This window comes from Polaromonas sp. Polasp52 (assembly GCF_059491565.1).
This window is the reverse complement of sequence record NZ_CP168513.1, coordinates 4,520,275-4,534,743: the sequence shown is the minus strand read 5'-3', so window position 1 is coordinate 4,534,743 and position 14,469 is coordinate 4,520,275. Positions and strand designations below refer to the sequence as shown.

Annotated in this window: 9 protein-coding genes; 5 read left to right on the top strand and 4 right to left on the bottom strand. The window is 66.9% G+C overall.

The genetic code is table 11. The features are described from left to right. Position 1: 1 nt before the first annotated feature. Positions 2–733 carry a 2-C-methyl-D-erythritol 4-phosphate cytidylyltransferase gene (ispD, locus tag ACEN9P_RS21170; protein WP_477662693.1) on the bottom strand — a complete coding sequence of 244 codons (732 nt, stop codon included), beginning with the start codon at positions 731–733 and terminating at the stop codon, positions 2–4. A gap of 128 nt (positions 734–861) precedes the next feature. Here ispD and mfd point away from each other — a divergent pair, with 128 nt between their 5' ends. The 5 genes from mfd (at position 862) to ACEN9P_RS21145 (ending at position 9,728) form a co-directional block, all read left to right on the top strand. Continuing rightward, positions 862–4,350: a transcription-repair coupling factor gene (mfd, locus tag ACEN9P_RS21165; protein ID WP_477662692.1), complete on the top strand. Its 3,489-nt coding sequence runs from the start codon at positions 862–864 to the stop codon at positions 4,348–4,350. Next, the gene (serB, locus tag ACEN9P_RS21160) at positions 4,347–5,057 is read left to right on the top strand and encodes a phosphoserine phosphatase SerB (RefSeq protein WP_495620381.1); all 711 of its coding nucleotides are present in this window, start codon (positions 4,347–4,349) and stop codon (positions 5,055–5,057) included. The genes mfd and serB overlap by 4 nt, the downstream gene beginning before the upstream one ends. Positions 5,058–5,172: 115 nt before the next feature. Then, on the top strand, positions 5,173–7,032 hold the full coding sequence (locus ACEN9P_RS21155) for an ABC transporter ATP-binding protein (protein ID WP_495620380.1): 1,860 nt from the start codon (positions 5,173–5,175) through the stop codon (positions 7,030–7,032). A gap of 139 nt (positions 7,033–7,171) precedes the next feature. Beyond that, positions 7,172–8,590 (top strand): TolC family outer membrane protein, encoded by a 1,419-nt coding sequence (locus ACEN9P_RS21150; protein ID WP_495620379.1) that lies wholly within the window; start codon positions 7,172–7,174, stop codon positions 8,588–8,590. Between the two features lie 16 nt (positions 8,591–8,606). After that, positions 8,607–9,728 (top strand): 2OG-Fe(II) oxygenase, encoded by a 1,122-nt coding sequence (locus ACEN9P_RS21145; RefSeq protein WP_495620378.1) that lies wholly within the window; start codon positions 8,607–8,609, stop codon positions 9,726–9,728. On the opposite strand, the gene ACEN9P_RS21140 is transcribed toward ACEN9P_RS21145, so the two are convergent. From ACEN9P_RS21140 to ACEN9P_RS21130, 3 genes are read right to left on the bottom strand one after another with little or no spacing between them, the layout of a single operon-like run. Next, positions 9,725–11,317, bottom strand: coding sequence for an alkaline phosphatase D family protein (locus tag ACEN9P_RS21140; RefSeq protein WP_495620377.1), 1,593 nt, complete (start codon positions 11,315–11,317; stop codon positions 9,725–9,727). The two genes, ACEN9P_RS21145 and ACEN9P_RS21140, sit on opposite strands and share 4 nt — an antisense overlap. A gap of 11 nt (positions 11,318–11,328) precedes the next feature. Beyond that, entirely contained in the window at positions 11,329–14,154 is a 2,826-nt protein-coding gene (locus tag ACEN9P_RS21135; RefSeq protein ID WP_495620376.1) for a 7TM diverse intracellular signaling domain-containing protein, read from the bottom strand. Next, positions 14,151–14,432 carry an HNH endonuclease gene (locus ACEN9P_RS21130; RefSeq protein ID WP_477662685.1) on the bottom strand — a complete coding sequence of 94 codons (282 nt, stop codon included), beginning with the start codon at positions 14,430–14,432 and terminating at the stop codon, positions 14,151–14,153. Before ACEN9P_RS21130 ends, ACEN9P_RS21135 begins: the two co-directional genes overlap by 4 nt. Positions 14,433–14,469 lie beyond the last annotated feature (37 nt).

Sequence of the window (14,469 nt, the reverse complement as noted above, 5' to 3'; positions counted from 1 at the left end):
GCTATTTCCTGCGCCGCTCAAAAATGGCTTCAGCCAGCGCAAAATCTTCGGGATAGGTGACCTTGAAGTTCTGCGCGCTGCCGCTCACCAGCCGGGGTGAAAAGCCCACCGCCTCCATGGCGCTGGATTCGTCGGTGACGGCATCCCCGGCCTGCCGCAAGGCGTCGATCAAGGCCCCGATGCGAAACATCTGCGGCGTTTGCGCCAGCCATTTGTCGCTGCGGTCCAGGGTGGAGGCCACACGGCCCTCGCGTTCGGTTTTCAGCGTGTCGGGCAGCTTTTGCGCCAGCAGGCCGCCCACCGCATCGTTGCGGCATTCGCGGATCAAAGCCTTGATCTGCTCGGGCGTGACCAGGCAGCGCGCCGCATCGTGCACCAGCACCCAGTCGCCCAGGGCCGCGCCGCCGGGCTGCTCCACCATGGCCTTGAGGCCGTTGAGCACCGTCGCCGCCCGCGTGGCGCCCCCGCCCACCAGCAGGACTTCATTGCCCAGGTTGAAATCAGGAAACACCTCGAGAAAGTCATCGTCAGACGGCGAAATCACCACCCAGACGGCGGCAAAAGTATCCGGCAGCGCCCGGAAAGCCTGCACGGTATGCCTCACCATGGGCAGCCCGTCAATCAGCTGGTATTGCTTGGCTTTGGCCGTTCCGGCCCGGCTTCCCTGCCCCGCACAGGGGATCAGCACAAAAAAACGGGGTTCAGGACGGGTATTGGCAGGGCTTGTCGTCATAACTTCATCATAGATTCTAAAATCCAAGACTAAATATGCAGGCACCCCACTCCGGATGGTTTGGGGTGCCTGGCTTTTGCCGAATCATTTCCGATTGACTGAACCCGCCCTCACCGTCGCACCGATTCATGCAGCTACCCCCACTCGCCTCCGGCAAACGCTACACCCTGCCCCAGCCCGCCGGCTCCGCCGATGCCCTGCTGCTGGCACGCCTGGGCACGCGCGAGAAAGCCGCCGGCAAGCTCACCGCCATCGTCACTTCGGACGCCACCACGGCCCAGCGCCTGATGGACGAGATCGCCTTCTTCGCGCCCGACCTGCGCTGCGCGCTGTTTCCCGACTGGGAAACCCTGCCCTACGACACCTTCTCGCCGCACCAGGACCTGATCAGCGAGCGCCTGGCCACCTTGTGGCGCATCCAGCAGCGCGACAAGGAAACCGGCGCCGACGTGGTCATCGTGCCCGCCACCACGGCGCTGTACCGGCTGGCGCCGCCCAGCTTCCTGGCCGGCTACACCTTCCATTTCAAGGTCAAACAAAAGCTCGACGAAACGCGCCTCAAAGCCCAGCTCACACTGGCCGGCTACAGCCACGTCACCCAGGTGGTCAGCCCCGGCGAATACGCGGTGCGCGGCGGGCTGATCGACTTGTTCCCCATGGGCAGCCCCGTGCCCTATCGCGTCGACCTGTTTGACGACGAGATCGACAGCATCCGCACCTTCGACCCCGACAGCCAGCGCAGCCTCTACCCCGTGCCCGAAGTGCGCCTGCTGCCCGGGCGCGAATTTCCCATGGACGACGATGCGCGCGCCAAATTCCGCAGCCGCTGGCGCGAACTGCTGGACGGCGACCCGACCAAGAGCCGCATCTACAAGGACATGGGCAACGGCGTGGCCACCGCCGGCATCGAGTACTACCTGCCGCTGTTCTTCGAAGAAACCGCCACGGTGTTCGACTACCTGGGCCATGACGCCACCGTGGTGCTGCACGGCGACCTGGAGCCGGCCTTCCAGCGCTTCTGGCAGGACACCAAGGACCGCTACCGCCTGGTGCGCGATGCGCCCGACCGCCCGGCGCTGCCGCCCGAGTCCCTGTTCCTGGGCACCGAGCAGTTCTACGCGCGCGCCAACGACTACGCCCAGCTGGCGATACGCGCCACGGTGGAAGACGTGGCCGACAACGCCCAGTTCCAAAAACTCGGTGAAATGGCCGTGGTGCGCGGCGCCGAAGACCCGCTGGCCAAATTCAAAGGCCATGTGCGCAACACCGCCCACCGTGTACTTGTGCTGGCCGAAAGCGAAGGCCGGCGCGAAAGCCTGCTGGACTTCCTGCGCGCCAGCAGCGTCAGCCCGCCGGCCTTTGACTCACTGGCCGACTTCCAGGCCAGCGACGAAAAACTGGGCATCGCCACCGCCGCCCTCAACACCGGCTTCAGCTGGCTGGAAGAAGGCATCGATTTCATCACCGAGACCGAGCTGTTTGCCGCCGGCGCCACCGTGCGCCGCCGCAACAAAAAGCAGGAACAGGTCAGCGACGTCGAGGCGCTGATCAAGGACCTCTCGGAGCTCAACGTCGGCGACCCGGTGGTGCACAGCGCCCACGGCATAGGCCGCTACCGCGGCCTCATCAACATGGACCTGGGCCAAGGCACCAATGCCGACGGCACGCCACTGCTGCAGGAGTTTTTGCACCTCGAATACGCCGACAAGGCCACGCTCTACGTACCGGTCAGCCAGTTGCACCTGATCAGCCGCTACACCGGCGTCAGCGCCGAAGAAGCCCCTCTGCACAAGCTGGGTAGCGGACAGTGGGAAAAAGCCAAACGCAAGGCCGCCGAACAGATACGCGACTCGGCCGCCGAGCTGCTCAACATCTACGCCCGCCGCGCCGCGCGCGAAGGCCATGCCTTCCGCTACTCGCCCGGCGACTATGAAACCTTTGCCAACGATTTCGGCTTTGAGGAAACCGCCGACCAGCGCGCCGCCATCCACGCCGTAATCCAGGACATGATCAGCCCGCGCCCCATGGACAGGCTGGTCTGCGGCGACGTGGGCTTCGGCAAGACCGAGGTCGCGCTGCGCGCCGCCTTCATCGCCGTCACCGGCGGCAAGCAGGTGGCCCTGCTGGCGCCCACCACCTTGCTGGCCGAGCAGCACTACCAGACGCTGGTGGACCGTTTCGCCAAATGGCCGGTCAAGATCGCCGAGATGAGCCGCTTCCGCTCCGGCAAGGAAATCAGCGCCGCCATCAAGGGCCTGGGCGACGGCACGGTCGACATCGTGGTCGGCACGCACAAGTTGCTGAGCCAGGACGTGAAGTTCGAGCGCCTGGGCCTGCTCATCATCGACGAAGAGCACCGTTTCGGCGTGCGCCACAAAGAGGCCATGAAAGCGATGCGCGCCGAGGTCGATGTGCTGACGCTCACGGCCACGCCGATTCCGCGCACGCTGGGCATGGCGCTCGAAGGCCTGCGCGACCTGAGCGTGATCGCCACCGCGCCGCAGCGGCGCCTGGCCATCAAGACCTTTGTGCGCAGCGAAAACAACGGCGTGATCCGCGAAGCCGTGCTGCGTGAACTCAAGCGCGGCGGCCAGGTCTACTTCCTGCACAACGAAGTCGAGACTATCCAGAACCGGCGCGAAAAGCTCGAAGAAATCCTGCCCGAAGCCCGCATCGCCGTGGCCCACGGCCAGATGCCCGAGCGCGAGCTCGAGCGCGTGATGAAGGACTTCATCGCCCAGCGCCACAACCTGCTGCTGTGCTCCACCATCATCGAAACCGGCATCGATGTGCCGACCGCCAACACCATCGTGATGAGCCGCGCCGACCGCTTCGGCCTGGCACAGCTGCACCAGCTGCGCGGCCGCGTGGGCCGCAGCCATCACCAGGCCTATGCCTATCTGATGGTGCCCGACATCGAGGGCCTGACCAAGCAGGCCAGCCAGCGGCTGGAGGCCATCCAGCAGATGGAGGAACTCGGCTCGGGCTTTTACCTGGCCATGCACGACCTGGAAATCCGCGGCACCGGCGAGGTGCTGGGCGAAAACCAGAGCGGCAACATGCTGGAAGTCGGTTTCCAGCTTTACAACGAGATGCTCAGCGAAGCCGTGGCCTCGCTCAAGGCCGGGCGCGAGCCTGATCTGCTCTCGCCGCTGAGCGTCACCACCGAAATCAACCTGCACGCCCCGGCCCTGCTGCCCAACGACTACTGCGGCGACGTGCACCTGCGCCTGTCTTTCTACAAGAAGCTGGCGACCGCCAAGAACACCGACCAGATCGACGCGCTGCTCGAGGAAATCGTCGACCGCTTCGGCAAGCTGCCGGCGCAGGCGCAGACGCTGATCGACGTGCACCGCCTGCGCGTGATCGCCAGGCCTTACGGCGTGGTCAAGGTCGATGCCGCGCCCGGCGCCATCAGCATCACCTTCAAGAAGGACCCGCCCATCGACTCGATGGCCATCATGCAGCTGATCCAGAAGAACCGGCACATCCGGCTGGCCGGCAACGACAAGCTGCGCATAGAGCGCGAGCTCGAAAACCCCAAGGACCGCGCCCAGCTGGTGCGCGACGTCCTGCGTTCACTCGGACAACCCACCAAGGAAACCACGCCCGCATGACTCCCGCAGAAATCTCCCCCGGCCTCGTCGTCAACGTCGCCACACCCGAGCTCAAGCTAGTCGATTTCAGGCTGATCGCCTTCGACATGGACTCCACCCTGATCAACATCGAATGCGTCGATGAGATCGCCGATGCCGCCGGCCGCAAGGCCGAGGTGGCGGCCATCACCGAGGCGGCCATGCGCGGCGAAATCACCGACTACAAGGAAAGCCTGCGCCAGCGCGTGGCCCTGCTCAAGGGCGTCAGCGTGGCCAGCATGGAGCAGGTCTACCGCGAGCGCCTCCAGCTCAATCCCGGCGCGGCGGAGCTGGTGAAGGCCTGCAAGCAGGCCGGCATGAAGGTGCTGCTGGTCAGCGGCGGCTTCACTTTTTTCACCGACCGCGTGCGCGACGAGCTCGGCATCGACTACACACGCTCCAATGCGCTGGAGGTGGAGGACGGTTTTCTCACCGGCCGCATGGTGGACCAGCCCTGGGGCGACATCTGCGACGGCGCGGAAAAGAAAAAAATGCTGCTCGAGACCTGCGGCAAGCTGGGCATCAACCCGCTGCAGGCCATCGCCATGGGCGACGGCGCCAACGACCTGCCCATGATGGGCGTGGCCGGCCTGTCCGTGGCCTACCACGCCAAGCCGCGCGTGCGCGAGCAGGCCATGGTGGCCATCAATGAAGGCGGCCTGGACCGCCTGCTGGAGCTTTTCAGCTGACCTGCCCGCGTGGCCGGCATCGCGCGATGCGCATCAATCCTTCCCCAATAAATCAACCCTCCTGCAGCCATAACACCTTATAAGCAGACACCTGAAACCAAAGACACCGACATCCATGGGTTTTTTCAAACGATTCGAAAGCCAGCTTCCCGCCTACCCTGACGCCGACCCCGCCTTGCCGCCCAAGGGCTTCATGGCCTTTCTGTGGGCCTGCACCGAAGGCGCGCGCGGCTACATCCTGCTGCTGGCGCTGCTCTCGGCGGTGTTGGCGGTGTTTGAGGCCTTGCTGTTCGCGATGCTGGGCCGCATCGTCGACTGGCTGGGTGCGACGGCACCCGCCAAGCTGTGGGCCGAGCACGGCACTGCGCTGGGCTGGCTTGCGCTCCTCGTGGTGGCCAGCATCGCGGCCGTGGCGCTGCAGACCACCGTGAAGCACCAGACGCTGGCCATCAACTTCCCGATGCGGCTGCGCTGGAATTTTCACCGCCTCATGCTGGGGCACAGCATGTCCTTCTACCAGGACGAATTCGCCGGCCGGCTGACCACCAAGGTCATGCAGACCGCGCTGGCGGTGCGCGACACGCTCTTCGTGCTGGCCGACGTGCTGGTGGCCATGGGCGTCTACATCGCCACCATGACGGTGCTGGCCGCGGCCTTCGACACGAAACTGGTGGCGCCCTTCCTGGTCTGGCTGGCGCTCTACATCGCGAGCCTCTTTTACTTCGTGCCGCGGTTGGGCCGTATCGGCAAGCAGCAGGCCGACGCCCGCTCATTGATGACGGGCCGCATCACCGATGCCTACACCAACATCACCACCGTCAAGCTGTTCTCGCACACCCGGCGCGAGGCCGGCTTCGCGCGCGACGCGATGGGGGAGTTCATGAAGACCGGCTATACCCAGATGCGCCTCGTCAGCGCGTTTGAAATCGTCAACCACACGCTCAGCATGGGCCTGATCCTGGGCATGGCCGGCACCTCGCTGTGGCTCTGGCACCTGGGCCAGGTCGGCGCGGGCGCGGTGGCCGCGGCCACCGCCATGGCACTGCGGCTGCAGGGCATGTCGCACTGGATCATGTGGGAGACCACCAGCCTCTTTGAAAGCGTGGGCACCGTGCAGGACGGCATCAACACGCTGTCGCGGCCCCACACCATCGTGGACGCACCTGATGCAGCCGCGCTGGACGTGCCGCGCGGCGAAGTGCGCTTTGAGGCCGTGGACTTCAGCTACGGCAAAAACAAGTCCGTGATCGATAAGCTCACGCTGACCGTCAGGCCCGGCGAGAAAATCGGCCTGATAGGCCGCTCCGGCGCCGGCAAATCGACACTGGTTAACCTGTTGCTGCGGTTTTACGACCTCGATGGCGGACGCATCCTGATCGACGGCCAGGACATTGCCCACGTTACCCAGGACAGCCTGCGCGGCCACATCGGCATGGTGACGCAAGACACCTCGCTGCTGCATCGCTCGGTGCGCGACAACATCACCTACAGCCGCCCCGGCGCCAGCGACGACGACATGCGCCTGGCCGCACGGCGCGCCGAGGCTGATAACTTCATCACCGACCTGACCGATCCACACGGCCGCCACGGCTACGACGCGCACGTCGGCGAGCGCGGCGTGAAGCTGTCCGGCGGGCAGCGCCAGCGCATCGCGATCGCGCGCGTGATGCTCAAGGACGCGCCCATCCTGCTGCTGGACGAAGCCACCAGCGCGCTGGACTCCGAGGTCGAGGTCGCCATCCAGGGCAGCCTCAACACCCTGATGCAGGGCAAGACCGTGATCGCCATCGCGCACCGCCTGTCGACCATCGCCGCCATGGACCGCCTCATCGTGCTGGACCAGGGCCGCATCGTCGAGGAAGGCGACCATCGCACGCTGCTGGCCAATGGCGGCCTCTACGCGCGCCTCTGGGCCCACCAGAGCGGCGGCTTCCTGAGCGACAACCTCGAAGAAGAAGCCGAACTCGCCGCCTGAACCCCCGCGCACCGGCGCGTTCGCTGCGTTCCGCGCGGGTATTTCCCGCAATGAAAGTCCGGCTGCGGACAATTGCCGGCAGAAGCGTCCATGGCCTCCCGTATGGTTCAAATTTGAACACTACAGCAGGGAGGTCGAGGTGCAGGACCCCGAACCAAAGCCGGTGCATACGCCGCGCTTCACACGTCAAACATCAAACCCACTGCGCGCACCGAATGCCTGGAGTAGCCGGCTGTGGCTGGCCGGCTTGCCGCTGCTGCTGGCCTCCTTCCGCGCGCCGGCCGCCGACCTGCTCGAGGTCTACCGCCAGGCGCAGGCACGCGACCCCGTTTACCTCGGCGCCGTCTACACCCTGCAGGCGGCGCGCGAGCGGGTGCCGCAGGCGCGCGCCGCGCTGCTGCCCGCGGTCAACCTGGTCGGCGCCGCCAGCCGGCAAGCCGGGCAAGCTTCTTTCAGCGAGTTGCCTGCCGTGGCGCGCGACGTGCATACCCGCAGCTGGAACCTGCAGCTGAGCCAGCCCCTGTGGCGCGCCACCGCATCGGCGGCGCTGGACCAGGCCGGGCAACAGGAATTGCTGGCCGAGGCGCAGTTCCGGCTGGCCGAACAGGAGCTGATCCTGCGCACCGCGCAAGCCTACCTCGACATACTGGTCGCCCAGGAGGCCGAGCGTGTGGCCCACCTGCAGACAGCCGCGATGGAGCAGCAGCGTGCCCTGGCCCGCCGCACCTTCGCAGGCGGCACCGGCACCGTGACCGATGTGCATGAGGCCCAGTCCCGGCTGGACCTGGCGCGCGCCCAGGCGGTGGTGGCCGGCAATGAACTGCAGAACAAGCTGGCCGAGCTGACGCGCATCCTGGGGATTTCCCATGCCCGCCTGGCGGGCTTGCGCGCGGACGGCTCCCTGCCGCGCACGGAGCCGGCGGGCCTGCAGCCCTGGCTGGACAGCGCGCGGGAACAATCCATCCAGGTGCGCATCGCCCAGGCAACGCTGGAGGTGGCCGACCACGAAATCGCCAAAAACCAGGCGGCGCATTCGCCCACCCTGGACCTGACGGCATCCTACGGCAGCAACTTCACCTCGGGCAGCATCACCTCCCCGTCCGATATTTCGGTGCGATCACGCGCCACCCAGGTCGGCATGAGCCTGACCATTCCGCTCTACGCCGGCGGCGGTGTGCAATCGCGCGTGCGCGAAGCCGTGGCCCTGAAGGGCAAGGCCGCGGAAGACCTGGAAGCGGCGCGCCGGCAAGCGGTGGCCCAGGCGCGCCAGGCCTTCGCGGGCGTCGTCAACGGCGCGGCGCAAACCGAGGCGCTGGCCTCGGCCATCACCTCCAGCAAAAGCTCGCTGGACGCCAACAAGGTGGGTTACCTCGTCGGCACACGCATCAACATGGACGTGCTCAATGCCGAGCAGCAGCTGTTCGCGGCCCAGCGCGACTGGCACAAGGCACGCGCCGAGACCCTGCTCCAGGGCCTGCGCCTGAAGGCCGCGAACGCCACGCTGGGCGAGGCGGACCTGAACGCCATCAACGCGCTGCTGGAAGCAGGCAACCCCTAGCAATCCCCGAAAACAGATGGGCAAATACTTCAACCTTCTCGCGGGCGATCCGGCGCCCTGGTTCCGGCAAAGATCCTTCGCCAATCCGCGCTACTCGATCCATGCCGCGGCCGGGCGTTACATCGTGCTGTGCTTTTTCGCCAGCGCCGCCGAGCCCCTGGGCCGGACGGCCATAGAAATGGCCCTGGAGCGGCGGGACATCTTCAACGACGCGCACTGCGCTTTTTTCGGCGTCAGCCTGGACCCGGGCGATGAAAGCGAAAAACGCGTCGCCGACCGCTATCCCGGCTACCGCTTCCTCTGGGACTTTGACGCGCAGGTGAGCGAGCTTTATGGCGTGGTGCCGCACGATGCCGACATGGCGCAAAAGCGGGCCGGCATCCGCCGCCTGTGTTTTGTGCTGGATCCGACCCTCAGGATATTAAAAGTACTGCCCCTGGCGGGTTCCGGCGATATGCAGGCGCTTCTGTCCTGCCTGGCCGGCCTGCCGCCGCCCTCGCGCTTCGCGGGCATGGAGTTGCAGGCCCCCATCCTCATGCTGCCGAACGTCTTCCCGCCGGGCTTCTGCCGGGAACTCATCGCCCTTTACGAAACCCATGGGGGCCAGGAATCGGGCTTCATGCGCGAGGAGAACGGCAAAACCGTCCTGGCCCACGACCACGGGCACAAACGGCGTGAGGACTACGACATCACCGACCTCGCCGTCGTGAAGGCGGCGCGCGCCTGGATACAGCGCCGCATCATTCCCGAGATCACCAAGGTGCACCAGTTCAAGGCCACCCGCATGGAGCGCTACATCATCGGCTGCTACCGCGCCGACCAGCAAGCGCATTTCAACGCCCACCGCGACAACACCACCCGCGGGACGGCCCACAGGCGTTTTGCCGTGTCCATCAACCTCAACGAAGACTTCGAGGGCGGCGAAGTCAGCTTCCCGGAATACGGCCCCAGGTCCTTCAAACCCCCGGCGGGCGGCGCCCTGGTGTTTTCCTGCTCGTTGCTGCACGCCGTTTCCACGGTGACGCGCGGACGGCGCTATGCCTTTCTGCCCTTCCTCTATGACGACGAGGCCGCCAAGGTGCGCGAGGCCAACAATGCCTTCCTGGACAAGGGCCTTTCAGCGACTTACAAAGCTTAGGCTTTTTCAAGCACCGGCCGCCCGGCCTGCACCGCGAACCTCGCCAGGGTCTGCACCCCGCTGTCGGCGCGCGTGACGTCGTCGACCACACGCAGCGTGGCCGTCAGCATGGCCGGCGTCAGCTCCACCACGCCGTAACCCCTGCGTTCCGAGTCGGCAAACACAAAGTGCGGATTCTCGGCCAGGACCTCGGGGGTTCTGGCCTTGTCCGTCGAGCGCGAACTGATGCTGGTGCCGCAAAACTCGGTACCCACGGCCGCGCTGGCCGCGTCGGCATAGTCAGCCTTGACGTGGCCGACCCAGTTCTCGTGCACATCGCCGCCCAGCAGCACCGGATTCGCCACGGCATGCCTGCGCAGCGAATCAGTGAAACGCGTGCGTGCCGCCGCATAGCCGTCCCAGCCGTCGTTCCACAGCACCTGGCCCGGCCCCGGGCGGAAATCGCGCTGGCCGAAGAGCGACTGCTGGCCCACCAGGTTCCAGCCGCCGGCCCTGGCCGCGGCGCTGCCCCATTCGGCATCCAGCCAGCTTTCCTGCTGCGCGCCCAGCATGCTGCGCGCCGGGTGCTTCCAGGCGGGGCAGTTGGCCGGGTTCAGCGTGCTGGAGCCGGCCCGTCCCTCACGCGTGCAGGCCTGCGCGTCCTTGTACTGGCGCGCGTCCAGCATATAGAGCGAGGCCAGCCGGCCATAGGGTAGGCGCTGGTAAATGCGCATCTCGGCGCCGCCGGCCAGGCCCGCTATGGCGCGGGTCAGCACCGAGGCGCGCAGCGGCATGTGTTCGTAAAACGCCTGGTAGGCCGCAGCGCGCCGGGCCGCAAAATCGGCCACCGGCGGCCCGCTGTAGCCCGGGGACGTCCCCGCATAGTCGTTCTGCACCTCATGGTCGTCCCAGGTCACCAGCCAGGGGCAGGCCGCGTGCATGGCCCGCAGGTCGGCATCGCTTTTGTGCAGTGCATAGCGCGCGCGGTAGTCGTCCAGCGTCAGCACCCAGCCGCCGGTGGGCTTGCGCACGGCCTGGCCGGCGTTGGGGTATTCATAGATGTAGTCGCCCAGGAACATCACCAGGTCCAGGTCCTCGGCCCGCATGTGCCGGTAGGCGCTGTAGTAGCCGTGCTCCCAGCGCTGGCAGGAGGCATAGGCCAGCCGCAGGCGCGCCACCTCGGCGCCCAGCGCGGGGAAGGTGCGCGTGCGGCCGGTGGCGCTCACGGCATGGCCCACGGCGAAGCGGTAGAAATACCAGCGGTCGGGCTCCAGGCCCTCAACCTCCACGTGCACCGAATGCGCCAGCCCGGCCACGGCCTGCGCCTGGCCCGCCTGCGCGATGCGGGTAAAGCCCTCGTCATGCGCGACCTCCCAGCGCACAGCCACCGGGCCGGCTTGCAGGCGCAAGGACTCATCGCCGTCCAGCACCAGCCGCGTCCACAGCACCACCGAGTCGTGGGTGGGCGAGCCGCTGGCCACGCCCAGCGTGAAGGGATCGCCGGCCAGCCGTGTCTGCGCGGCCGCCCTGCCCGGCAGGTACAGGCCGGCACCCGCCGCCGCCAGCGACTGCAGCAGCCGGCGCCTCTGGATCACGAGCGGCGTGTTCATACGCGCTGCCTTCAGTGCCTGGCCGGCAGGCGCACCGTGAAGGTGGTGCCCGAACCGGCGCTGCTGCGCACGTCTATGGTGCCGCCGTGGATGTCGACCGCGTTGCGCACGATCGCCAGGCCCAGGCCCGTGCCCTGGATGGTGCCCACGTTGCTGGCGCGGTGGAAAGACTCGAACAGGTGGGGCAGTTCGTCTTCGGGAATGCCTATGCCCTGGTCCTCGACTTCCAGGATCACCATGTCTTCCTCGCTGCGAACGCGGAACAGCACCAGGCCGCCCAGCGGCGAATACTTGACCGCGTTGGACAGCAGGTTGCTGAAGATATGGCGCAGCAGCTTCTCGTCGTAAAGCCCCTGGCCGATTCCGGCCGTGTAGTCCAGGCGCAGCTCGCACAGGCTGCCGGGCTGCTGCATGCGCGCCTCCTCGACCAGCTGCTGGCACAGCGCCTGCAGGTCCAGCGGGTGCGGCTCAAACTCCAGCATCTGCGCATCGGCCTTGCCCAGCATCAGCACGCGGTCCAGCATGCGCGTCATGCGCTTGACGCCCGCGGCGATGCTGTCGAGGATTTCCAGCTTCTCGGATTCTGGCAGCCGGCTGCCGTAATGCCGCAGCAGCTCCTCGGCCGACAGGATGCCCGACAGCGGCGTGCGGAACTCGTGGCTGGTCATGGCCACGAAGCGGGTGCGCAGCTCATTGAGCGCGCGCTGCTGCTCCAGCGCCTCGCGCGTGTCCTCTTCCGACTGCTTGCGCTCGGTGATGTCCAGGAAGGCCCAGATCACGCCCGACTCGGGTTCCCTGGGCTGCACGCAACTGCCGGCCATCTGCACCCAGAAGAGCTGGCCGTCGCGGCGCCTCAGCTGGCGCTCGCTGATATAGCTGCCGGTGGCGATCAGCGCCTCGCGCGCCTCCTTGCCGAACTGCTCCCAGGTGGCCAGGTCGGGGTGGATGTAGCTCGAGGGCTGGCCCATCAGCGCCTCGCGCGGGCTGCCCATCATCTGCGCGAATTTCTCGTTGACCCATTCGTGGCGGCGGTTCACCGACAGCACGATGCCCACCAGCGCGCTGTTGAGGATGGCTTCACGCTCCGACGAGGTGCGCACCAGTTGCGCTTCCAGTTCCTTGCGCCGCGTGATGTTGATGATGACCCAGACCGTGCCCTGGCTCAGGTCGCGCTCGCTCACCGCCTTGCCCGACAGCGACACCCAGATCAGCGTGCCGTCGTGCTGCTTGACCTGGATCTCGGCCTCGTAGTTCTCGCCGCGGCTCACGCAGGCGGCCACCTCGCCGCCCACCCGCAGGTACTCCTCGCGCGAAAGGTAGAAAGGCTCCATCGAGGTCAGCTGATCGCTGCCCACGCCGAAGACCTCCAGCATGGCCTGGTTGGCCCAGCGAAAGCGGCCGTCCGGCGTCAGGAAGGCGATCCCGACGATGGAGTTTTCCAGGATCATCTCGCGCTCCTTGAGCTGCGTGCGGAAATTTTCCTGCGAGACGCTCAGGGCTTCGACCATGGCGTGCTCGGCCATGATGCGCGCCTGCGCCTGCTCCTTCTCGCGGCGCGTGACGTTGATGCGGTCGGCCAGCGCGAAAGACAGCACCACCATCTCCAGGGCCGAACCGATCAGCAGGGAGTTGGCCGTCAGCGCATGGGACGGCAGCGCGCCGGTGTTGTGCAGCGCCAGCGTCACCACGCCCACCAGCAGCAGCGCCCAGGCCGCCAGGAAGTATTTGGCGCCCGGGTGGCCGGAGCGCACGCTCAGCACACCCACGACCACCAGGGTGACGACGCTGAAGACCGCCAGCACCGTCACCATCAGCGACGACACGATATACGGCAGCGTCAGCGCCGCCAGCAAGGTCAGCAGCCAGCCCGCCACCAGGGCCTGCATCAGCCGGTCCAGGCGCGGCATCCTGAGCGCGCTGGACAGAAAGCTGCGCGCGAACAGCAGGCCGAAGACCGCCGTCGCGGCCATGCCGGTGGGCGGGGACACGCTGTTCCACCAAAGCTGGCCCGGCCACAAAAACTGCGCGCCGAAACCGGTCAACGCCGCCTGCGCGACGGCCATGCAGGCCACAAAGGCGACGTAAATCAGGTAGGCCCGGTCGCGCACCGAAAAAAACAGCAGCAGGTTGTACAGCAGCAGGCCTATCAGCAGGCCGAAGTACAGGCTGATGGTGGCGTACTCCGCCTGGTCGTGCCGCCACAGCGCCGCGGGCTGCCACAGGTTCACCGGGGCCGACACCGTGCCGCCCGAACTCACGCGCAGGTAAAGCGTGGAAGCGGCGCCGGGCTTGAGGCGCACAGGCATCACGTGGTTGCGATGCACCACAGCCCGCTCAGCGAAGGGTGAAAGGTCGCCGCCCACCTGCCGGCTGAAGCCGCCCTTGCCGTCAGGCGCATACAGCTCCAGCCGGTCCAGCGGCGGGTAGGCCAGCTCCAGCATCCAGTCGGCCGGCGCGTCGCGCTCAGGGCGCAGCGTCACGCGCAGCCAGATGGCCGAGCGGGTCAGGCCGAAATTGGTGGCCGGGCCGGTTTGCGGCACCGGCTGGAAGCGCGCCTGGGCCTCGGGTTTGAGCAAATCGGCCAGCACCAGTTCGCCGCCGGCATCCTCCAGGTAGGAGAAAGAACGCGACAGCACATAGCGGCCTTCGCGGCCTATGGCGAGTTCATGGCCGGTATCGGCAGGGGCGTCGGCCTGCGCCACAGTGGCGGCGGGCGCTTGCGCCTTTGCTGTTGCCGTTGCCGGCGCTTTCGGCTTTTGCGCGGCGGCTGGAAATACCAGGCTGGCCAGCAGCACGGCCGGCAGCAGCCACGCACCGCGCAACCAGGCTCGCCTCATGCGGAAACGCCAGAGTCGGCGCGCCTGAGCACCCGCCCCGGCACGGCCGCCGAAGCCGGCACCGCACCGGCGGCGTGCCGCTGGCCGTTGCAGACTTCGTGGCTGATGGCGAGGTTTTCCACGTGGCTGTTGCCGCCTTCACTCAAGGGCTTGATGTGTTCCAGCGTGGCGGCCTGGGGCGTGACATGTTCGCCGCAGACCCAGCAGGGCACCACGCCGTGCAGCTGCCGCGCCACGGTCTTGTAGATCTTGTCCCGGGTATGGCCCAGCCTGCTCACGATGGTGTTTTCATGGCGACGGGTCGCGGGGGCCGGG